Source organism: uncultured Desulfosarcina sp., from assembly GCF_963664155.2.
Taxonomy (GTDB): domain Bacteria; phylum Desulfobacterota; class Desulfobacteria; order Desulfobacterales; family Desulfosarcinaceae; genus Desulfosarcina.
In genome coordinates, this window is record NZ_CAXXXH010000001.1 from 23541 (window position 1) to 44021 (window position 20481).

23 protein-coding genes are annotated in these 20481 nt (G+C 51.5%); 18 read left to right on the top strand and 5 right to left on the bottom strand.

Features of this window, described 5'->3' with window-relative positions; all coding sequences use genetic code 11:
- Window positions 1-130 precede the first annotated feature (130 nt).
- Entirely contained in the window at window positions 131-349 is a 219-nt protein-coding gene (locus ACHZBS_RS00120) for a hypothetical protein (protein WP_394708026.1), read from the bottom strand.
- Between ACHZBS_RS00120 and ACHZBS_RS00125 the strand changes: the two genes are divergently transcribed.
- From ACHZBS_RS00125 to ACHZBS_RS00140, 4 genes are all read left to right on the top strand, one after another.
- Window positions 275-484: a hypothetical protein gene (locus tag ACHZBS_RS00125; protein ID WP_319404507.1), complete on the top strand. Its 210-nt coding sequence runs from the start codon at window positions 275-277 to the stop codon at window positions 482-484. The two genes, ACHZBS_RS00120 and ACHZBS_RS00125, sit on opposite strands and share 75 nt — an antisense overlap.
- A gap of 332 nt (window positions 485-816) precedes the next feature.
- Entirely contained in the window at window positions 817-1002 is a 186-nt protein-coding gene (locus ACHZBS_RS00130; RefSeq protein ID WP_319404508.1) for a hypothetical protein, read from the top strand.
- Window positions 1003-1015: 13 nt separating this feature from the next.
- Window positions 1016-2151, top strand: a protein-coding gene (locus ACHZBS_RS00135) for an IS3 family transposase (protein WP_319405970.1) whose coding sequence is annotated in 2 segments (ribosomal slippage) — window positions 1016-1295 and window positions 1295-2151 — 1137 coding nt in all. Because the reading frame shifts where the segments join, the coding sequence is not laid out codon by codon here.
- Window positions 2152-2346: 195 nt separating this feature from the next.
- Window positions 2347-3450: an EAL domain-containing protein gene (locus tag ACHZBS_RS00140; RefSeq protein ID WP_319404509.1), complete on the top strand. Its 1104-nt coding sequence runs from the start codon at window positions 2347-2349 to the stop codon at window positions 3448-3450.
- A gap of 110 nt (window positions 3451-3560) precedes the next feature.
- Here the strand turns inward: ACHZBS_RS00140 and ACHZBS_RS00145 are convergent, their stop codons facing one another.
- Complete coding sequence (locus tag ACHZBS_RS00145; RefSeq protein WP_394708027.1) at window positions 3561-5603, bottom strand: PAS domain S-box protein; 2043 nt, start codon at window positions 5601-5603, stop codon at window positions 3561-3563.
- Window positions 5510-5893, bottom strand: a complete 384-nt coding sequence (locus tag ACHZBS_RS00150; protein WP_319404511.1) for a PAS domain-containing protein — start codon at window positions 5891-5893, stop codon at window positions 5510-5512. Before ACHZBS_RS00150 ends, ACHZBS_RS00145 begins: the two co-directional genes overlap by 94 nt.
- Window positions 5894-6070: 177 nt before the next feature.
- Between ACHZBS_RS00150 and ACHZBS_RS00155 the strand changes: the two genes are divergently transcribed.
- Window positions 6071-6226 carry a hypothetical protein gene (locus tag ACHZBS_RS00155; RefSeq protein ID WP_319404512.1) on the top strand — a complete coding sequence of 52 codons (156 nt, stop codon included), beginning with the start codon at window positions 6071-6073 and terminating at the stop codon, window positions 6224-6226.
- Here ACHZBS_RS00155 and ACHZBS_RS00160 read toward each other — a convergent pair.
- A complete protein-coding gene (locus ACHZBS_RS00160; RefSeq protein WP_319404513.1) occupies window positions 6223-7599 on the bottom strand; it encodes a hypothetical protein in 1377 nt (458 codons plus the stop codon). The two genes, ACHZBS_RS00155 and ACHZBS_RS00160, sit on opposite strands and share 4 nt — an antisense overlap.
- A gap of 836 nt (window positions 7600-8435) precedes the next feature.
- Here ACHZBS_RS00160 and ACHZBS_RS00165 point away from each other — a divergent pair.
- The 9 genes from ACHZBS_RS00165 to ACHZBS_RS00205 all read left to right on the top strand — a co-directional run bounded on the left by ACHZBS_RS00165 (window position 8436) and on the right by ACHZBS_RS00205 (window position 16473).
- Window positions 8436-10319 carry a GspE/PulE family protein gene (locus ACHZBS_RS00165; protein WP_319404514.1) on the top strand — a complete coding sequence of 628 codons (1884 nt, stop codon included), beginning with the start codon at window positions 8436-8438 and terminating at the stop codon, window positions 10317-10319.
- 7 nt (window positions 10320-10326) lie between these two features.
- Entirely contained in the window at window positions 10327-11166 is an 840-nt protein-coding gene (locus tag ACHZBS_RS00170; protein ID WP_319404515.1) for an HDOD domain-containing protein, read from the top strand.
- A 581-nt stretch (window positions 11167-11747) separates the two neighbouring features.
- Complete coding sequence (locus tag ACHZBS_RS00175; RefSeq protein WP_319404516.1) at window positions 11748-12032, top strand: integration host factor subunit alpha; 285 nt, start codon at window positions 11748-11750, stop codon at window positions 12030-12032.
- On the top strand, window positions 12029-12337 hold the full coding sequence (locus ACHZBS_RS00180) for a PilZ domain-containing protein (protein ID WP_394707956.1): 309 nt from the start codon (window positions 12029-12031) through the stop codon (window positions 12335-12337). Before ACHZBS_RS00175 ends, ACHZBS_RS00180 begins: the two co-directional genes overlap by 4 nt.
- A 43-nt stretch (window positions 12338-12380) precedes the next feature.
- The gene (locus tag ACHZBS_RS00185; protein ID WP_319404517.1) at window positions 12381-12959 is read left to right on the top strand and encodes a hypothetical protein; all 579 of its coding nucleotides are present in this window, start codon (window positions 12381-12383) and stop codon (window positions 12957-12959) included.
- Between the two features lie 483 nt (window positions 12960-13442).
- On the top strand, window positions 13443-13709 hold the full coding sequence (locus ACHZBS_RS00190) for a DUF4405 domain-containing protein (RefSeq protein WP_319404518.1): 267 nt from the start codon (window positions 13443-13445) through the stop codon (window positions 13707-13709).
- A 3-nt stretch (window positions 13710-13712) separates the two neighbouring features.
- Window positions 13713-15302: an AAA family ATPase gene (locus tag ACHZBS_RS00195; protein ID WP_319404519.1), complete on the top strand. Its 1590-nt coding sequence runs from the start codon at window positions 13713-13715 to the stop codon at window positions 15300-15302.
- A complete protein-coding gene (locus tag ACHZBS_RS00200; protein ID WP_319404520.1) occupies window positions 15295-16272 on the top strand; it encodes a universal stress protein in 978 nt (325 codons plus the stop codon). Before ACHZBS_RS00195 ends, ACHZBS_RS00200 begins: the two co-directional genes overlap by 8 nt.
- A 33-nt stretch (window positions 16273-16305) precedes the next feature.
- A complete protein-coding gene (locus ACHZBS_RS00205) occupies window positions 16306-16473 on the top strand; it encodes a desulfoferrodoxin FeS4 iron-binding domain-containing protein (RefSeq protein WP_319404521.1) in 168 nt (55 codons plus the stop codon).
- A 7-nt stretch (window positions 16474-16480) separates the two neighbouring features.
- Here the strand turns inward: ACHZBS_RS00205 and ACHZBS_RS00210 are convergent, their stop codons facing one another.
- On the bottom strand, window positions 16481-16636 hold the full coding sequence (locus tag ACHZBS_RS00210) for a hypothetical protein (RefSeq protein WP_319404522.1): 156 nt from the start codon (window positions 16634-16636) through the stop codon (window positions 16481-16483).
- Window positions 16637-16814: 178 nt separating this feature from the next.
- Between ACHZBS_RS00210 and ACHZBS_RS00215 the strand changes: the two genes are divergently transcribed.
- The 4 genes from ACHZBS_RS00215 to ACHZBS_RS00230 all read left to right on the top strand — a co-directional run bounded on the left by ACHZBS_RS00215 (window position 16815) and on the right by ACHZBS_RS00230 (window position 20443).
- Window positions 16815-17237, top strand: a complete 423-nt coding sequence (locus ACHZBS_RS00215) for a hypothetical protein (RefSeq protein ID WP_319404523.1) — start codon at window positions 16815-16817, stop codon at window positions 17235-17237.
- A 145-nt stretch (window positions 17238-17382) separates the two neighbouring features.
- Window positions 17383-18564, top strand: a complete 1182-nt coding sequence (locus ACHZBS_RS00220) for an efflux RND transporter periplasmic adaptor subunit (RefSeq protein ID WP_319404524.1) — start codon at window positions 17383-17385, stop codon at window positions 18562-18564.
- The gene (locus ACHZBS_RS00225) at window positions 18561-19241 is read left to right on the top strand and encodes an ABC transporter ATP-binding protein (protein ID WP_319404525.1); all 681 of its coding nucleotides are present in this window, start codon (window positions 18561-18563) and stop codon (window positions 19239-19241) included. Before ACHZBS_RS00220 ends, ACHZBS_RS00225 begins: the two co-directional genes overlap by 4 nt.
- Entirely contained in the window at window positions 19238-20443 is a 1206-nt protein-coding gene (locus ACHZBS_RS00230) for an ABC transporter permease (protein ID WP_319404526.1), read from the top strand. The genes ACHZBS_RS00225 and ACHZBS_RS00230 overlap by 4 nt, the downstream gene beginning before the upstream one ends.
- Window positions 20444-20481: the final 38 nt, after the last annotated feature.

Below are 20481 nucleotides of genomic sequence, written 5' to 3' on the forward strand. Positions count from 1 at the left end.
TCAAGTTGGTTCGGCTGTCTATAAATTGGATGGAGGAAGGACGATATTCATTTATAATCAAAAAGCAGCTGATGATCAACGCAAGCTTTTGGACGCCTTGAAGCTATCGCTTCAGGTCGTTGCCCCATTTCTATACCGCCAGTTCCTTGGCCTTGGCCTCCACATCCACGGTAATATCAAGGGCACGCCAGGTCTTGGGAAAATCCATCTCATCAATGGTGTCAGCGTGCCGCCGATCCATCGTTTCAGAAAAACGGTAAAGCGGTGATGAGGCATGAAACAGGAACTCCCGATTCCATGTTTCCAGCGCCTCGTGCGTCTCTGCTTCAATACTGAGCATATCCGGCAGACAACGATGATGGTGGACGTCATAGACAAGCGGTATGCCGACATTTTGGCATACGGCAGCAAATCCTCCGGGCGTATTGTCCTGCCGTCGTTTTATAATGTTCGCCGGGATGCTATGCTGGTCGGCAGAGATTGAATGCCCCCAGCCAGGCGTTAGATTACCCGATTTGTCGCCGTATGCGCCCCGGCGTGAAAATTTACCGGGGGATCTCTTTCTTGTCCTTATTTTTTTCGTGGTTCAATTAACTCACAAAAATTGGCAAAATGCTCTCATTTTTTGTCCAAATTTTAGGTGAGAATAGAATCCTATCTTAAATAATAGTCTAAAATTAAACTGTGTTTACAGAATGTTACTCTTAAATTTGTGATTTAATAGGATCTTAAAGGATATTACTGCACAGATTTTGCTTGTTTAATGCAAATGTTAGAATTTGATGGTCGAAAAGTCGGTTTCTATGATTTGCCGGCATGGACAGCTACTGGAATGATGTCGATGGTAACAATCATGTTCAGAATCAGGTCAAAATCGCTTCTTCCGGCAATTTCGGTACATGCTGGCTACAACCTTATTTTAGCGATCGCATTATTTCTCGGGTCGGCGGTGGACCCCAAAAACTGGACAATGTGCTAAGCTATGAGTCAGACCAAAAATGAGGAGGATCTGACGATGGGTAACAAGCGCAAATCACACAGTCCACAGTTCAAAGCCAAGGTCGCTCTGGCTGCCATTCAGAACGAAGAAACCGCAGCACAGTTGGCCAGTCGATTTGGTGTTCACCCCACCATGATTTCCACCTGGAAGCGGCAGATGCTCGACGGTGCAGCCGATATCTTCGATAAAAGCCACCGATCCAGAAAACAGGCCGATGCCCAAACCGCCGAACTGTACCGCCAGATCGGTCAACTCAAGGTGGAAAACGATTTTTTAGCACGCAAGCTCAGCAGCTGAATCGCAAACAGCGTAAATCCATGATCGATCCGTTGGATCGGCAGCTGAGCGTTTCCCGGCAGTGTGAACTAATCGATCTTAGCCGGTCATCCTATTACTACCAACCCATACCCATAAGCCAAGAAGAGCTGGAACTGATGCGCAAGATCGACGAACTGTATCTTACCAATCCATCCTCGGGCAGCCGAACGATCAGCCGCCAGCTGGATCGTCAGGGCATAACAGCCAATCGCAAACGGGTTCAGCGGCTGATGCGATTAATGGGTATCGAGGCGGTGTATCCCAAACCGCGGACCAGCCGCCCCCATCCCCAGCATAAGGTATATCCTTATCTGCTAAGGGGTATGACCATCAGTCGCACCAATCAGGTTTGGGCCAGCGACATCACTTTCATCCCCATGGCCAGTGGGTACATGTATCTGGTGGCGATCATGGACTGGCACAGCCGCAAGGTGCTCGCCTGGCGGATATCCAACACCCTGGACAGCGCCTTTTGTATCGATGCCCTTAAAGAGGCGTTGAGCCGCTATGAGCCACCGGAAATCTTCAATACCGACCAAGGGGCTCAATTTACCAGCAACGCGTTCACCAAGGTTCTCATCGATAACAAGGTCGCCATCAGTATGGATGGTCGGGGTCGTTGCCAGGACAATATATTCGTCGAGCGGCTGTGGTGGACCCTCAAACACCAATACATTTACTTGCACGCATTCGACACCGGTAAGGCGCTGCGGCAGGGTCTGGGCCGGTGGCTCGATTATTACAATCACGAACGGGGCCATTCGGCCCTTGACGACAGAACCCCGGATGAGGTTTATTACGGTCTGCCCCATCCTTTCGCCGAGGCTGCCTGATGCCTTTTTATCTTTTAAAAAGCTCTCGGCTCATAGCTTATTCTACCCCTCAGGCTGTCCAGCCGATGGGGTCCACCTCCGTCTTTTTACACTTCATAGGCGTTTAAGGCAACTGTGTGTCCGAAAATGGTTCAAGGTTAGGGAAAAAAATGAAGTAAAATCATGATAAAAAATAAGTCCTGAAAAGGAAAAAAAATGCAATGGTGTTTAGAGGCTGTTACTGACGCAGATAGCAAATGGCTTGTCAATATCAAGTCAGTTCCTCTTGTTATTGGTCGGGCTGACGACTGTGATCTTAAATTGAGTAATGGGCTTATCTCCAGACATCATAGTGAAATTCGCATAAGCAGTGATTTAATGTGGATTCGGGACCTTAAGAGCACTAACGGTACATATGTCAACCAAAATAAGGTCAAAAACGCGCAACTTCTCGAACCAAACGATACAATATCAATAGGGAACTACAAATTTAAGGTAAAGACAATTTCGTCTTCAATATCTACCAAAGAACCAGAGACGATTCCCGCAACATATTCTAAAGATTTCATAAATTTTGACTTATCTTCTTTTGAACCAAAGTTGCGGATGCTAATTCACGATCGGAATGTAATACCGCATTTTCAACCAATATTAAAATTCCCTGATATGGCTGAAGTTGGATACGAGATTCTTGGACGGGTTGGCAATGAAGGCTTGCCTTCGAACCCGGCTGAATTATTGGAATTGGCAGAGTGTTTGGGATGTGGCTCTGAATTGAGTTCTCTTTTCCGTGAAACAGGGGTAGAATTGGGTAAGCATATACATGGTTCCCCCTTGCTATTCGTCAATTCCTGCGAGTTCGAAATCAACGGAATTGACGACCTACTGGCATCCATGCAAAGGATACGTGACATAGCTCCATCGAACAAAATTGTGTTGGAAATAAATGAGAAGACGGCTGCAGAAACAAATAATCTCATTCTGCTACGGGATGCCTTGGAAAAGATGGACATGGGGTTGGCTTTCGATGATTTTGGTGTCGGCCAAACACGTTTGGTGGAGCTTTCAAACACACCTCCGGATTACCTCAAATTTGATATTTCCCTAATTCGTAAAATTCACCTCGCACCAAAGCGACTACATCAAATGGTTTCAACTTTTATCAATGCATCTCATGATCTTGGTATACTTACTCTCGCAGAAGGTATAGAATGCTCCGAAGAAGCTAAGGTATGCCAAGAGCTTGGTTTTGATTTGGGGCAAGGTTATTTTTTCGGAAGGCCCGCCCCTATCGATGCGTTAAAAATAAATATTGAATGACGTTTTACAGTTCCGATCACACGATTTCAAACCAGATGTTAAATGGTTTCAAACCTACCGTCAAATTACATCATCGCCCTGCGATCACTTAACCGTTAAATGGGAAGCACCTATTTTGTTAGGGTCGCTCGTAATTTTGCAGTCAGATTATAAACTGTAAAAGGTTTTTGGATAAATTGCAGACCTTCATCAAGCACACCATGGTGGGAGATAACGTTTTCTGTATATCCAGACATATAGACGACCTTCATGTTTGGATGTTTTTTTCTTAAAATGGAAAATAACTCCTTGCCGTTCATCTCCGGCATAACCACATCGGTGAGTAACAGATCAATCGAGTCTTCATTTAATTCGCAGACCTTCAGCGCATCTTTCCCATTTTGAGCCTGGAATACCTTATATCCATTTTTTATTAGGATTTCGTGGGCAAGATCGCGCACCTGTTTATCGTCTTCTACCAGTAAAATAGTTTCATGACCTTTTAAATTAGAATTTACCTTTTTTCCAATTGATGCGTCAGCAGGTAATTTTTCAGTAATTGGCAAGTAAACCTTAAATATCGTTCCTTTACCGAGTTCGCTATAGACCCAGATGTTGCCTTTATGTTGTTTGACGATACCGTAAACGGTTGCAAGCCCTAAACCCGTCCCTTGTTTACCCTTGGTTGAAAAAAATGGTTCGAAAATTTTTAAACGGGTTCCTTCATCCATTCCGTGTCCTGTATCACTAAAACTCAGCATAACGTATTCGCCTGGATTGACAACAGGATGAGTTGAGGCATAATTTTCATCCAGTTCAGCTATTGCTGTTTCAATCGTTAATTTTCCTCCCCCTGGCATGGCGTCTGAAGCGTTAACCGATAGGTTCATAATCACTTGCTCTACCTGCCCAATATCGGCCATTATGGGCTTCATTAAAGGTGATAGGCAAATACTAAGCTTAATGTCCTCCCGAATGGTACGCTGAAGAAGTTTTCCAAAATCAGTAAGGACATTGTTGATGTTTAATGGCTTGAATTCCAAGGTTTGTCTACGACTAAAAGCCAACAGTTGGCGAACTAAATCCCGAGCTCTACTTCCAGCTTTGTTAATCTGCTCTATCTTCTCTTTACGTTGATCATTTGCTGCAAAATCATCTAAAAGCAGCTCACTGTATCCAAGTATCGGTGAAAGCAGGTTGTTCAAATCGTGGGCGACTCCTCCGGAAAGACGGCCTAACGCTTCAAATTTCTGTGCTTGCATAAGTTGTTTTTCCAGCGCTTCTTTTTCTTTCTCGGCCTGAATGCGATCGGAGATATCACGCGTGCCGAAGATGGCTCCCTTCGAAAAGCCATGTTCATCGTAGAGAAGGCGTGTTGAAGATTCTACCCACACAAAAGTACCATTTGCATGTCGCCATCGGTATTGCAATAGAACCGAAAGAGCATGATTTTGCCTGGCTTCTGTCGCTTCCTTGAGAACTCGTTCGATATCATCTGGATGTATGAAATCAATGGCAGGCTTCCCGATCATCTCACACGACCGATACCCAAGAACTCGCTCTAAAGAAGGACTGCCAAAAACAACTTTGATCTGCGCATCTGTCTGGGTGATTACATCGTCCATATTATCCGTAATTAAACGTAAACGTTCCTCACTTTCCTTCAGGGATTTTTCTGCCTGTTTGCGCTCAGTAACATCCTTAGTTATGGATTGAATGACATCTTCATCGTTAATATGAAGGATGCGGGCAGACATATGGCCGATGCCGATGTCTCCATTTTTCCTTACGAATTGAGCCTCGAGTTTTTTAACATGGCCTGTTCTCATCAGTCCATCTATCAATCTTTTCCTGTCATCCGGGTCTTTCCATATATTGATATCAATTGATTTTTTTCCGATGACCTCCTTGCGTGAATAACCCGTAAGATCGGTAAATCCATCATTGATATCAATAAACACCCCATCGGAAAGTCTGTTTAAATTGATAGCGTCCGGAAGAGTTCGAAATGCCAACCGAAATCGTTCTTCACTTTCTTTTAGAGCTTGGTTTGCAGTTTTCAATTCAGTTATATCACGAGTTATTCCCTCAACACCCAGTATTTTTCCGTTTTTATCTCTGTAGAAATGCGCACTTGCAGATGCCCACCAGACTGACCCATCTTTTTTTTTAATTGAGCATCAAAATTAACCACTTCCCCTTTGCTTTGAAGCTCTTCTAATAAAAACTTCCGTTCATCCGGAATCAGGTATATTTCTTCAGCCAAATTTATTCCAATAGCTTCTTCAACGGTATAACCCGTTAGTTTATATACCGAAGGAGAGATATAGGATATTTTACCATCGAGACTTGTTCGATAAAAAAGATCTGAACTTTTTTCCACTAAAGGGCGAAAAATCCCTAAGCTTTTTTCGAGGTCTATGACCTTTTGATGGAGTTCTTCATAGGAGGGTTTATCAGACATCTTTTAGACCTCTTAAACCTTAAGATAAATGGACAACTTTTTAGTCAATAATAAAATATAATGAATCAGAATTCTTTAGGCTAAAGGGCTTGTTCACGGCGCCTCCTTGTGCGTTGCGATCAACTTGTGATATTGCCCCGTTGCTTGTCATGAACAGTGGTGGGCTGCTGCGGTTTCATGGATAAATGCGTCCACCCATGCGGCCACGTCCAGGACTGCCACCTGATCCTTCGCCTCCAGCAGGACGGGAAAGGCGGCGGGATTGCCGAACTCACGATTGCTTCTGAATGTATCCCGGAAGTTGAGGCCGTCTCGGTCGCTTTGGAATTTTAGAAAGCATCCTTTAATCCTTTGTACCGCTCCCGATGGTAGTTAAAACACGATTCGAATAAAAATCGCCCATCTTGTGCACAGCGGGGAAAATATCGTGTTTGATCCTGCTTGAATATTGCTTCACTGACCAGTGTGGAAAAATAGGCCATCACATTGTCGTTAAAGACATCATTGTGATCTTTGATAAAAGACTCGGTTGTATAGATAAAAGAGACGGCTTCATTGTCTTCACACGGAAAATATTCGGTCTGGCCGGCTTCCGAAACCTGAGGGTTAGAACAATAACTGTGGATAATCCACTGACCCAACGTCGGCATGGCCTTTCTGTCTAAAACCACCTTGAATTTTTTAAAAAGCTTCTGCGACTCCGGTTCACGTATGCCTTCGAGATCCAGCAAAGCGGCTGTGTGGAAGGGAATGTAGTTGCCCACCGTGGTCGTATCCAAGTCATATTCAGATAGAAGGTAATTCTTACTCTTGTATTTCCGTTGAAGATTGTGCTGATTCCAAGTCAGCCCAACGCCAAGCGCCTGGCCGATCGGGAATACAGTGTGGGTGGCGGAGTCTCCCTTCGAGCTCAAGACATGCAATAAATTGGGCTGATATGGATCGGCGCCGCCTAAAGCCATGCTCGACTCTTTTAGCTGCAGAATCTGATTGGCTTCAATTGCGGGGTTTATGATAACCGTTCCTTCTCCGAAGGCCCTAAGGGGCACATCTGCGTTGCCATGGGCAGTTTTCAACCGTTCTAAAAAGATTTCATTCAACGCCGACAGCGTAATGGCACCCCCAAAACTATGCCCGACGATAAAAAGGTAATTTCTGGAATTGGAACGATCAATCTTCTCCAACTCGATAAACACCTCTGAAACACCGCCCTTTCCTACCTCTTGGGCCACTGCTTTTCTGTCCCAGTAGGATAGATTTTCTGACCCCAGGCCATGCACCGACAATCCCCGCCACCCGATATATACCCCCACCAGCTGGCGAGGTCCGAGGACGCCGCTTTCGCCAAGATTCTTCAGAGCATGTCTGAAGCTAATGACATTTCCATCTTTGGTATTGGCGTTGTGCTTCCATCCATGTACGAACACCATAATGGCAAGCGGCTGAGGCTTTTTGCTGAGATCCCACAATCGATCATAGACGGTCTGTGCGTGCTCATTTGAAAAAACATTGCCCCGTTCGGTGAACTCGATGAAAGCCAACTTGTATCCTGTGTGCCGCTCCCATATAGCCGTCGCACATGCATCGGGGTTGTCATCACAATCCTGCGGTGCGGTCGTGGTCCGCCATGGCTCGTTGCGGGCGCATCCCGCAATCAATATTGAAATAAAACACGCGGCAAGGACTGACAGACGAATCTTTTTCATAGCCACCTCCTTATGGGCAAAAAAGAAGTCCGATAACACGTCGTACGATTTATCGTTCCTGCATGGGGAGGATCCGCAAACAGGATCAGGGCAAAGAAGGTTTCGCAAGGAGGCGCAAGATGGCGAAAAAAAGATATACGCAAATGGTCAGGCCGATCCGGAGGTGGCCATAAATGGTGCATGGGACAGTTACCCCACAACCTGTCCGTATGGTACTGATAGCAGCTTCATTTATAAAAGGAACACCTTCTAAGATATCTTGGATAGTATCCAGGTATTTACCGATAAAGCAACCATATTCGAACGATCCGGGTTTTCCTCAGATAGTCAGATTCGGCTGCTTGCGGTAATCGTCGCAACCACAAAGTCGTCATAACATTTTGGCCAGCTGGCATGTGGCACACACCGAAAAATATCGAACCGTTCCGGCACCAGATGGATTTGCCAGACAAATCCGGCGTTACGAAGATGACTCTGTCCCGCGTAATCAATTTCAAAATGACATCCAAACGCCTGATGCGGGCAATCGCCGATGAACTGGGCAGGGGCCCGAAGGTCGTATTTGCCAGGTATTACAAATCGCCCAAACGCCGCCCGAGGCGCAACACCCGGAGATCAACTGGAAGATCTCAATATCAGGAGGTGCTTTCCGATATCCCATAAATAGCTAAAGAAGGAATTGAGTGTGCCGATACAGATATTGCAAGTGAACCACTATTAAAAGCACCCGTATAAATATCAAACCGACCGGATCGGCAGGTTGAACCTAAAGCGCATCGCTATCTCAGGCGATAAATATACTATTTGAATTTCGGCTTTCGGAAGGAATTGGAATCGTGACACCTGAAGACTTGAAAACAGGGAAATACGGTAAAATCATCGGTCTTCTGATCGACGTCGGGACGCTTACCGATGCGCAGGTCGAGTATGCACAGCGCGTCAGATCCAAGATCAAAACCGAAAAGCCTTTGCTTGAGATTATCAAAGAGCTCAACTACCTGAGCGAAACACAGATCCGGCAGACTTTGCGGGAAAACTCACCTTGCCTGAGAATCGGTGACTTTCTGGTGGAACTGGGCCTGATCAGCAAGCAGGATCTCGAACTGGCCCTCAAGCTGCAAGCGGAGGAGGAACCCAAGCGCAAGCTTGGAGAAGTGCTGGTAGCCCACAATCTTATCGAGGAACGCAAGCTGATCAGCGTGCTTTCCATCCAGTTGGGCTTTCCATTCATCGAACCGGATTTCCTGAAAACCAACCCGGAGCTGTTCAACCGGGGATCCGTCGTCCAGTACCTGGAACACAATTTCATTCCCGTACGCCTGGAAGGCGACAAAGTACTGGTAGCTTTCGCCGATCCCATGGACCCGCGGGATGTGGATGCGGCCACTAAGGCCATGCACCAGCCGGTCATTCCCGCCATATCCACCAAACCGTCCATCAAAGCCGCCATCAATCACCTGCGATCCGACAAAAAATTCGGGGAATATATCTCTTCCGAAACAGGCGAATCCGTGGTGGATATTGTCAATGCCATCATCGTCGACGCCATCGATGCTGCCGATGTGAGCGATATCCATATCGATCCGCTGGCTGACCGGCTGCGCGTGCGGTACCGGCTGGACGGTGTTCTGGTTCAGCACCAGGAATACCCCATGAGTATCGCCCAGGCGTTGAGTACGCGTATCAAGGTGCTGTGCAAGGCGGATATCGCTGAAAAAAGACGCCACCAGGGTGGCCGCATCATGTTCGATCACGGTGGGTACCAGATGGATATCCGGGTCTCCTTCTACGCCACGGTAAAAGGAGAAAAGATCGTCCTGCGGCTGTTGAACCGTCAGACAGAACTGCTCGACATTGACCAGATTGGCATGGCCAGACGGGTAATGCACCGTTTTCGGGAAGACGCCCTGGACCGTCCCAGCGGCGTCATATTGATCACCGGCCCCACCGGTTCCGGAAAGACCACGACCGTCTATAGCTGCATCAATCAACTCAACACGATGGAGGCCAGCATCATCACCGCCGAGGATCCGGTCGAATATGTCATCGACGGCATCGGCCAATGCTCCATCGATCCCAAAATCAATCTTACTTTCGAAGATTCGCTGAAGCACATCGTGCGCCAGGACCCCGATGTAATCGTGATCGGTGAAATACGGGATACCTTCTCGGCAGAAATCGCGGTCCAGGCTGCGTTGACCGGTCACAAGGTTCTTACGACCTTCCATACCGAAGACAGCATCGGGGGGTTGCTGCGGCTGCTGAATATGGACATCGACGCATTTCTCATCTCCTCTACCGTGGTGTGCGTGGTGGCCCAACGGCTGCTGCGCCGCATATGCAGCCATTGCGCCCAGCCCTACCAACTCACCCCGATGGACCTGCTGCGCATCGGTTGCGAACCTCGCCACCTGGAAGGAGCAACCTTCAGGAAAGGGCGTGGATGTGACCACTGCCGCTACACCGGCTACCGCAAACGCGTGGCCGCCTTCGAACTGCTGGTGCTTAACGATGAGGTCAGGGACGGCCTGATCCAGCGAAAAACCAGCCACCAGATCCGACACATCTGCACACAAACCACCGGCCTGGTAACCCTTTTTGAAGATGGCCTATACAAGGCGGCTCAGGGAGTTACCACCATTGAAGAAATTATGCGCTGCCTGCCACGCTTCCAGAAACCTAGGCCACTCGGGGAACTGGAACGATTGCTTGGAAAGTAATGCAATTATGGATCAACAACAGTCTTTTTTGGGAATCATCAAGGCCTATCTGACCAGCAGGAAGGCCGTTCTGCCAGTATTCAACGCCACCGGCCTGAAAATTCAGCACGAGGCCTCCAAACCGGAACCTGATATGGCTGTTATCGAGAAGATGATTACCTGCGATCCGTCGCTGACCAGCCAGGTGCTTCGCATTGCCAATTCTGCCTTTTATAAGGGAATGCAAAAAGTATCCACGGTACATACCGCCATGGTCCGCCTGGGCAGCCGGGAAATCGCCAACATCGCCATACTGGTATCGCAGAAGCGGCAGTTCCATTCCAAAGATCCGTTCATCAGCGGTCTGATGCAGAAACTGTGGCAACATTCCGTGGGAACTGCCATCAGTGCCCAATGGATTGCAAACCGATGCGGGTTGAGGAAAAAAGCTCAGGAAGCCTTCACTGCCGGGCTGATCCACGACATGGGGAAACTACTTATTCTGACTGTCACCGATGCGGTAAGGCGGACCGGCACCCTAAACCGGATGCCTTCGGATATTCTGCTCAACGAGGTGATGGACAATTTCCACAGTGTCTACGGCTATGCCCTCCTGCGCCACTGGAACCTGCCTGACCACTACTGCCGCATCGCCCGCGATCACCATAAGACCGATCTGGAAAAAGAAAACGATTTAATGATGATGGTCCGGCTTGCGGACAAAACCACCAACAGCCTGGGTATCGGTATGCGGGGCGTTGAATCCTGCGTTCTGGCCGCCACACCGGAAGCTGATTTTTTCGGGCTCTCAGAAATCACCATCGCCGAACTTGAGATCAAGCTGGAGGATGCCAGGGTCTTTTCCTGACGGATGATATCGGTTTTGCCATTCAGCCCGCAAGGTTGGAATCTGACACGTGGTTTGAAACCAGGCGGGATATCGTGGGATAGTGCAGTATGGTGGCGCAGGGGGGCAAAGCCTACCAACGCAAAATCCCAAGCGGGTTCCCCAGTGTCGTCTTGCATGGTGTTGTAAGACAAAGTGGCAATAAAGTCCCGAATCAACCTTCCAATCCAGTTCCCGGAAATAGCGGCATATTGTTTCAATTGGAGTCCCTATTTTATCAGTTTTTTCTTGATCCAGGCCAAGGCTGGGAGGGCACAGGACGAATCGTCCAAGGGCAACCGGGTGATTCTTCTCATACCGTTGCGTTCCATTTCTTGATCAACGGTCCATCTTGCCGCCACACCCAGCAAGTATTTTTTACCCTTGTAATCGGACTTTCAATACGCGGGATGATTCCTTCAGAGCGATGGAACAATTGAGCAATATTCTTCGCCAGTCAGATTGTCAAGAAATACCAAACCCTTGACAAGGATCGGATTTTTTGCCAACGTGGTTTTATCCTTCCTCTCATTTCCATTATTTACGAAACGGAGATCGCACACATGGCCCTGACGAAGAAAGACATCGCAGAAAAAATCCAGAATGAACTCGGCTTTCTCAGAAAACAATCCGTCGAGATCGTCGAGACGCTTCTTGAACTTATCAAATCCACCCTGGGATCTGGCGATGATGTCCTGGTGTCCGGTTTTGGCAAATTCTGCGTGAGGGAAAAAAACGAACGGAAAGGACGGAATCCGGCCACTGGTGAAGATGCAATCCTGCCGGCGAGACGGGTGGTGACATTCAAGTGCTCGGGGAATTTACGGGAAAAGGTGAATGGGAAATGACCACAAAATCGGATCTGCGCCGTTATCCTCGCCACACCGCCCTGTACAGTGCGAAATACACCGTCAAGTCCGGAACGTATCGAGATCTGATCGGCAACGTAAGTGCGGGCGGCATATACATATACACCCGGCGGAGGATAAAAAATGGACAAAAAATCAGCCTTCGATTCCCGATTGTTGCCTTCGACACAAGGACCAGCATAATAGGTACTGTCGTGCGATCCCAAGACAGGGGGTTTGCAGTGATGTTTGACAATCCGATTGAAGAGAGGATTCCCAAGGTCGCTCGATATAATAGGAGCTAAACGGCTGCCAACTATCCCTTTTCAATAGAGGAGGGTATAAATTATGACAATAAAACATGATATTCTGGTATTCTTGCTCACCAACCTGAATATACAACAACTTAATTTCGAATTCTTGCGTTATAAAATATTCCCGAAAGACTATAGCAGTTCTTTGTATTTGGCTCTTCAATCCGACAATATTTTAATACGAACAAAGGGAGCTGCCGGTCCTTCAGCTGGAGCTTCCTATGACCCCAGTTACGACAGCTTTGAACTCAGACCCAATTTTTCTATTTCCAATTGGCGTGACCAAGGTTTTTTCATACACGAGTCCACCCATGCGATTGTGGATATGAGAAATATCGGCCCCCACTCAGGGCATGAGGACGAGGCAGTTGCCTATTTAGCCGAAGCAATTTTCCTTGAGTCATCAAAAAAAAGCCCGCTTGGGAATCAGTCCATCCGAATGATTAGCCACAACATCGCCAAAGGTATTTTGTCGAGTCGTCAGATAAAGGTATCCGATGCCGATGCCAAAAAACTGGTCAGCGAGGTGGCTCAGCACCCAATGTATCAATCCACTGCGTTATACAATTCCAATCGTTTTAAACGAAACCTGATTCATAGACTTCTGAGGTAGTCATTACTATCGTGGTTGATCCGCCCAAAACACTTTACGCAGACAAATTACCCGGACTCCTAATGCCGTCCGCTTCACTGGATCGAATCCGATATGGCTCCGGTCAGGATGGTGATTGCTGACATCGGTTTCCAGACTGCACGACGTGGCCAGGGTTGCAGATAAAACGGCTATTAAACGTGTCAGTTCTTTTTACAGCTTGTAAAAAATGCCGCCCTCACCATCAGACGCTGCAGCGTGCGTCGGCAAGGGTAATTGACGCTTGCAACGCTCGTCGATCCTTGCCAAAATCATTTTCCCTGGATTCTTTTTTGGGTTGTCTGCACTTAAATGCCCGTCTGCAGGGACATGAAGGGTGGTAACAGCCGCAGAGGGTTCTCAGCTGTGTCGGCATCCGCCCGGCGGTCGTGACCGATCAGGGCCCATGAATTTTTGGTTTTGGGTTTGCATGGTTGTTTTTTAATGGGAGGGGGATCAATTAACATGGGAAAGCCATTAAAGTTGTGGACGGTAAACGTCATTTCCTTTGTCCTTTTTTCGCTGCTGGCCGTAACCGGGCTGGTCAACTGGCTGGTGCTGCCTCACGGTAGCGGCCACAGGGAGGGATTATTGATCGGGACCCGCCATCTGTTGATGGAGGTGCATGCCTGGCTGGCAATACTTTTTCTGGTGGCGATCGCCATCCATCTGGGGTTGCACGGGTCGTATATCAAGGCCAATCTGAAAAAATCCGGCCTTTTGAAAAAATAGCCTATGGAAAAGAACCACCAGGCCGAGATTCTTGAGACCATGATGCAGGCGAGCTTTTACCCGCATCCGGTGGAAACTGTCCAACGGCGTGAAACCCACATCTCGACGGTCTTTTTAACCGGCCCGTTTGTCTACAAAATCAAAAAGCCGGTGGATCTGGGGTTCCTGGATTTTACGAGTCTTGAAAAGCGACGGCATTTCTGTCTGGAGGAAATCGTGCTGAACCGTCGCCTGTCCCATGGTGTATACATCGACGCGGTTCCCATCACCCGGCATGACCGCACGTATCGGCTGGGTGGTTCAGGCCCAACGGTGGAGTTTGCCGTAAAGATGCATCAGCTTGCCGACACCGATTCCATGCAACAGCGCCTGCAGCGTGGCACGCTGGATGACACAGAAATCGAATCGCTGGCCCGCCTGCTGGTCGGCTTTTACGAACAGACCGCCACAGTTTGCAACGCGGCCCCGACTGCCCCCCTTGCCTGGGAGGAGAATCTGCAACTGGCCGAGGCATTCGCCGGTGTGTGGATCGACCGGCAGGAATTCGAGTTCGTCCGGTCCGCCGCCCGCTCTTTTTATCGCCGGCATCAACGCCTTTTTCACCGCCGCCGCATGGAGGGCAAAATAAAGGATGGCCACGGAGATTTAAGAACCGACCACATTTACTTTACGAAAACCGGCATCCAGATCATCGACTGCATCGAATTCAATGACCAACTGCGCATTCTGGATATCATCAGCGACCTGGCTTTTCTGATCATGGATCTTGAGTACATCCATTTTTCGGAAACTGCCAAATCCCTGATCCGGTGGTACGTCAACCTGACCGATGATGTCGGCTCCCTGCCGCTGCTGCCTTTTTTCTGCTGCTACCGGGCCATGGTGCGCTGCAAAGTGAATTGTTTTCATCTCCTGGAACGCAGCAACCCAAGTGCAGACAGTAACATCCTGAAGTCGGCCGCCGGGCGATGTCTGGCCATGGCTCATGGTTATGCCGCCGCCTTCAACCGACCGATCCTGTGGATAGTCTGCGGCCTGCCCGCCTCGGGGAAAAGCACCATCGCCAGCGCGCTGGCAGCAGTCCTCGACCTCAACGTGATTCGCTCGGATATGATACGCAAAGAACTGTTTTCCGGTTCACCCGCCCCTTCCGATCCAGACACATATGGCACGGGAATGTACTCCGCCCTTGCCAGCGAGGCTACCTACAAACGGCTGTTCGTCCTGGCCCAGGAGGACCTCAAGAAAGGGAAAAGCGTCATCATCGATGCCACCTTCAGCCGGGCATCTCGACTGGCCCAAGCCCTGCGGTTGGCGACCGGTCGACAGGCAACGCCTGTCTTGGTGGAATGCAGGGCCGCCGAAGCCACCCTGGCTGCTCGGCTGCTGAAACGGGAAACCGAACCGTCGGTGTCCGATGCCCGTCTGATCCACCTGGAGGCCTTCAAAAAACGCTTCGAAACCATCGCCCCGGTCGGCAATACCATCCATATTTTCGTGGACACCGAAAACCCGCCGGCGGTCTGTCTTCGGCAAATACTGCTGACCGATTCCTTGTTAGGTTTCACCCGGATAGGAGGCAATCATGTTTAATCGAATCGTGGCCGCCACGGATATCGTCACTACCACCGATGCACCGGTGATTTCTGCAGTCCGGCTGGCCAAGCAGCAGAATGCCCGTCTTTATCTGCTGCATACGATGGAATCCGCCTCGACGGAAAACCGCCGCTTGATCCGTCATTTCGAGACCGGCGCGGAAATGATCGCCGATGCCGAGTATGAACAGGCCATCCATCAGACATTGGAAAAGACCTACAGGGAAGAGCTGTCGGACATCCCCCATGAGATAAGGATCACCGCCGGCTACCCGTGGGAAGAGATCCTGCGGTGGGCCAAAGCGATCGATACGGATCTGATCGTGCTGGGTCCCCATTCGACCCGGGCGGAAGAAAAAGGGGTGGTGAGGATTGCCGGTCGGGTCGGGTCGACGGTCGAGAACGTCGTCACCCGGGAGACCTGTCCGGTGATGGTGGTCAACCGACCCGCGCAAAAGGACCAGCTGCAGTTTCAACGGGTGCTGGTCGCGGTCGATTTCTCCAGATCCTGTGAGTGCGCGGTCTGTTTTGCGGCAGGGCTGGCCAAACACCACCGCAGCCGGTTGTTTGTGTTTCATATGATCCCGGTTCCCCCGTTCCCCAAATACACCCGGATCGACTACACAGCCGATGTGGCCCATGCAAAAAAGCGGCTTGAGTCTTTTTATGAGGCTTACCTGGACGGTATCGACCACCAGTACCTGATCAGGGCCGGTGCCATGCCCCACCTGGAGATACTCACCGGTGCCGGGGATAATGCCGCCGATTTGATCGTCATGGGGTCCCACACCAAAGAAAAACCGGGCAAATGGTATCCGGGCAGCGCCGTGGAGCGGGTCGCCTACCGGGCGGACTGCCCGGCGATGGTGGTCACCGACCCCAGGGCGCTGACCCACTGGGACCTTTCCGTCACCGCCGATGACGGGGAAGGCAAAGACCGGTTGATCCGCGTGTTCAGTGGAACATAAACCGGGAAACACCCAAGCGAAAGGAGAACTGTCATGACAACCCAATCTCAAGTATTCAAATGCAACGCCTGCGGTGCCATTGTCGCCGTAATCACCGGGGGCAAAGGGGAACTGACCTGTTGCGACCAGAAGATGGTAGAGGTAACGCCGGACAAGGCCAAAAAACTGATCTACGGTATGAGTCGCCCCGGTTCCCCCTGAATGGGCTTCAGTGCCTGTAAATTCGGTCTACCCAATCCTTGAACCACTTCGGTTTCTGGAACAGCACCATAATCAGCACCATAGCCGTGATAGGAATGGGAACGACGGTATCGATGATGGCGAGTACGATAAGGTTGATCAGGATCTGCGTTTTTAGTGACACATTCATTGTCCTTTGGCTGAAGGGGGGGGTTAAGGCGTGTGGTTGCATAATTTTCAAAGTCATATCGTCCGGGGAGAAGCAATCAGTATACGCCACTCGTTCGAATATTTCCATCAGCAATCATCTCAGTGGGGGCTTCGACGGATAAACGCATTCACCCGGTCGGGAGGACCAGCCAATGCAAAAAAATATGGGAATATGGATTGACCATAAAAAGGCGGTGATTGTTACCCTGAATGAGACTGGAGATACGAAATCAATCCGTGAAATTCAATCCGATCTGGAGCGCCATGTCCGCTTGTCCGGCGGATCGCGGACCAAACGAACGCCGTGGGGCCCCCAACAGATCGCCTCCGACAGCAAGATGGAGGCGAGACATCGGCAGCAATTGAGCCGCTTCTACCAGAAGATCGTCGAAGCGGTCGCCGACGCCTATAAAATTTTCCTCATGGGACCCGGTGAGGCAAAGGTGGAATTGAAAAAGGAAATGGACAAGTCCAAAGCGATATCGGAAAGCCTCGTCTTCATGGGTCCCTGCGACAAAATGACCCAGCGGCAGGTCGCCGCACGCGTCAGAGACTTTTTTGCTCCGGTACCTTAAGGACGGCGGAGGTTAATAGTCACTGGCCGCGAATAAGGGTTGCCAGCGAACGGGCAAATGGCTTAGATGATAGGAAGATACCATTATCCGGCTACCGGATCGGTCGGTTTTTTGTGATTTTCCTCAATGCATGGTGAATGCTGTGGTGACGGATCGGAAAACCGGGGGGCCGTCCTCCCGCGGACTGCCCAAGTGGATCTTGTTATTCTTCATTGTGACGGCGGCGGGTTGGGCCTTCTGGCATTTTACGCGGCCTGATCCTTTAGGCGTGTCGGTCAAGCCGGTCACCCGGGGCACGGTCGAACGCACGGTGGCCAATACCCGTGCCGGGACGGTGAAGGCCTGCCGGCGTGCCAAGCTGTCTCCCAGCATCGGCGGGCAGATCGCCCGGTTGCCGATCAAGGAGGGGGACCGCGTCAAGGAAGGCGCCCTGCTGTTGGAGTTGTGGAACAACGATCTGGCCGCACAGGTCCTCCTGGCCGAACGGGAAGTAACCGCCACCCGGTCCAGGACGCTGTCCGCCTGTTCGCGGGCCGAGGTGGCCGCTAAAAACGCAGACCGGTTGCTGACCCTGCTCAAATCCAACGTGGGAACCCAGGAGCGCACGGAAAACGCCGTTGCCGAGGCCGATGCCCTCAACGCGGAGTGCGAAGGCGCCCGCAGCGAAGTGCAGGTCCGTGAAGCCCAGCTGGCCGTAGCCAGGGCCAATCTTCAGCGCACCCGTCTGCTGGCGCCTTTTGATGGGGTAATCGGCGAAATCAACGGCGAGCGTTACGAGTACGTCACGCCCTCCCCGCTGGGTGTTCCCACACCGCCTGTGGTGGATATTATCGAATCCGGCTGCTTTTACGTCATCGCCCCCATCGATGAGGTGGATGTGGCCGGCATCCGGGTGGGCATGCCGGCCCGCATCACCATGGATGCTTATGGCAGCCGGATTTTCCAGGGCAAGGTGCGCCGGGTGTCCGATTACGTCCTGGACGTGGAGAAGCAGGCCCGCACCGTCGATGTGGAGGTCGGCTTCACCCATCCCGAGGATTTCTCTCTTCTCCTGGCCGGCTACAGCGCCGACATCGAAGTGATCCTGGACGGCCGCCCCGATGTGGTACGGGTTCCCACCGAGGCCGTCACGGCGGATCATCACGTTTACGTGTTTAATCCCGGCCATAGAAAAATCGAACGACGCCAAATCCGCAGCGGCCTTTCCAACTGGGATCATACCGAGGTGATCGACGGAGTGAAGCCGCAAGAGCAGGTGGTGGTCAACATCGATGCACCGGGCCTGAAAGACGGAGCGCCTGCTGTTCAAATCGAGGACGCCCCGTGATTCGCCTGGAGAATGTGAGCCGGGTGTTTCAGGTGGGGGGTGAATCCGTGCATGCCCTGGACCGGGCGAGCCTGGTCGTGGAAAAGGGCGAGTATGTGTCCATCATGGGACCGTCCGGATCGGGAAAATCCACCCTGCTGAACATCCTCGGCCTGCTGGATCGCCCGGACGAAGGCACCTATTGCATCGACGGCAGGGACACCACCGCGTTGACCGATGACCAGCAGGCAACCGTCCGGCGCTTTAAAATCGGATTTATCTTCCAGTTCTTTCATCTGGTCCCCCGGCTCACGGCCGCAGACAATGTTGGCCTGCCGCTGGTCCTTGCCGGCGTCGCCCCCCATGAACGACGGCATCGTATAGCTGAGGCCATGGACCGTTTCGGTCTGTCCAGCCGGGCCGGCCACCGTCCGGATCAACTCTCCGGCGGACAACGCCAGCGGGTAGCCATCGCCCGGGCCGTGATCATGAATCCCGCGGTCATCCTTGCCGACGAACCCACCGGTAACCTGGACCGGACCTCCGGCGACGAAATCATTCGAGCGATCGAATCCCTCAGGGAACAGGGCATGACCGTCCTTATCGTTACCCACGACCCGCATATCGGGGGCCGCGCCGCCCGCGCCATCCGGATGGTGGACGGTCGTATCGTCTCTGACCTTAAGGGGCAGGCATGAGAGCCGCGGATGTCATCGGCTTCTGCCGCCGGGCCGTTTCCGGATATCCCCTGCGCTCAAGCCTGATGCTGCTGGCAATGGCCATCGGTGTGGCCTCGGTGGTACTGCTGTCCACCCTGGGAGAGGGAACCCGTCGATATGTGGCCGGGCAGTTCAGTTCCCTGGGCACCCACCTGCTGATCGTCCTGCCGGGCCGAAGCGAAACCACCGGCGGGCCGCCGCCGATGATGGGCCAGACGCCCCGGGACCTGACCGTCCAGGATGCGGTGGCCCTGACGCGCAGCACCGCCGTGCGTCGGGTGGCACCCATTGTGGTCGGTTCCGCACCCGTATCCGTCGGCAGCCGGCAACGTGAAATCACCATCCTCGGCTCCACGGCCGAGCTTCTGCCGATTCGCAACCTGGCCTTGTCCCTGGGGCGATTCATTCCAACCGGGGATGTATCCCGGGCCGAAGCGGTTTGTGTATTGGGGCACAAGGCCAGAAACGAACTCTTCGGGAACCGGTCGCCGCTGGGCCGGTTTGTGCGCATCGGCGAGCGCCGGTTTCGGGTGATCGGTGTACTGACCCGGAAAGGTCAGTCCCTGGGAGTGGACATCAGTGATGTGGCCATTATCCCCGTTGCCTCGGCCACGGCGCTGTTCAACACCGAATCCCTGTTCCGGATTCTGGTGCAGGCCAGAAACCGGGATGCCATATCCCGGGCCAAGAGGAACCTGCAGGAAATCATCCGGGATCGGCACGATGGTGAAGACGATGTGACCGTGATTACCCAGGACGCCCTTCTGGCCACCTTCGACCGGATCCTGCGCACCCTGACCCTGGCTGTCGCCGGCATTGCCGCCATCAGCCTGGCCGTAGCAGGCATCCTGATCATGAATGTAATGCTCATCGCCATCTCCCAGCGAACGGCGGAAATCGGTCTTCTCAAGGCTGTCGGCGCCACCCGGGGGCAGGTGCTGATCCTCTTTCTGGTGGAGTCGACCCTCCTTTCCTTATTGGGAACAGCCGTCGGGCTGATGGTTTCCACAGCCGGTCTGCTGGTACTGCGGCAGATGTTCCCCGAGTTCCCCCTGGCAGTGCCCTGGTGGTCTCCGGCGGCGGCCGCCGCCACCGCAGTGGCCACCGGTACCCTCTTCGGCATGCTGCCGGCGCGCCGGGCGGCGCAATTGGACCCCGTGACGGCGCTGGCTGAAAAATGAAAAATTTAGGGGATTGAGGAACAAATCTCATGCGGACA

Excerpts from the sequence above, each read along its gene's own strand:
- ACHZBS_RS00125 (WP_319404507.1), top strand. The coding sequence starts at position 275 with ATGAAACAGGAACTCCCGATTCCATGTTTCCAGCGCCTCGTGCGTCTC.
- ACHZBS_RS00130 (WP_319404508.1), top strand. The coding sequence starts at position 817 with ATGGACAGCTACTGGAATGATGTCGATGGTAACAATCATGTTCAGAAT.
- ACHZBS_RS00140 (WP_319404509.1), top strand. The coding sequence starts at position 2,347 with ATGCAATGGTGTTTAGAGGCTGTTACTGACGCAGATAGCAAATGGCTT.
- ACHZBS_RS00150 (WP_319404511.1), bottom strand. The coding sequence starts at position 5,893 with ATGTCTGATAAACCCTCCTATGAAGAACTCCATCAAAAGGTCATAGAC.
- ACHZBS_RS00155 (WP_319404512.1), top strand. The coding sequence starts at position 6,071 with ATGGATAAATGCGTCCACCCATGCGGCCACGTCCAGGACTGCCACCTG.
- ACHZBS_RS00160 (WP_319404513.1), bottom strand. The coding sequence starts at position 7,599 with ATGAAAAAGATTCGTCTGTCAGTCCTTGCCGCGTGTTTTATTTCAATA.
- ACHZBS_RS00170 (WP_319404515.1), top strand. The coding sequence starts at position 10,327 with ATGGATCAACAACAGTCTTTTTTGGGAATCATCAAGGCCTATCTGACC.
- ACHZBS_RS00175 (WP_319404516.1), top strand. The coding sequence starts at position 11,748 with ATGGCCCTGACGAAGAAAGACATCGCAGAAAAAATCCAGAATGAACTC.
- ACHZBS_RS00180 (WP_394707956.1), top strand. The coding sequence starts at position 12,029 with ATGACCACAAAATCGGATCTGCGCCGTTATCCTCGCCACACCGCCCTG.
- ACHZBS_RS00185 (WP_319404517.1), top strand. The coding sequence starts at position 12,381 with ATGACAATAAAACATGATATTCTGGTATTCTTGCTCACCAACCTGAAT.
- ACHZBS_RS00190 (WP_319404518.1), top strand. The coding sequence starts at position 13,443 with ATGGGAAAGCCATTAAAGTTGTGGACGGTAAACGTCATTTCCTTTGTC.
- ACHZBS_RS00195 (WP_319404519.1), top strand. The coding sequence starts at position 13,713 with ATGGAAAAGAACCACCAGGCCGAGATTCTTGAGACCATGATGCAGGCG.
- ACHZBS_RS00200 (WP_319404520.1), top strand. The coding sequence starts at position 15,295 with ATGTTTAATCGAATCGTGGCCGCCACGGATATCGTCACTACCACCGAT.
- ACHZBS_RS00205 (WP_319404521.1), top strand. The coding sequence starts at position 16,306 with ATGACAACCCAATCTCAAGTATTCAAATGCAACGCCTGCGGTGCCATT.
- ACHZBS_RS00215 (WP_319404523.1), top strand. The coding sequence starts at position 16,815 with ATGCAAAAAAATATGGGAATATGGATTGACCATAAAAAGGCGGTGATT.
- ACHZBS_RS00230 (WP_319404526.1), top strand. The coding sequence starts at position 19,238 with ATGAGAGCCGCGGATGTCATCGGCTTCTGCCGCCGGGCCGTTTCCGGA.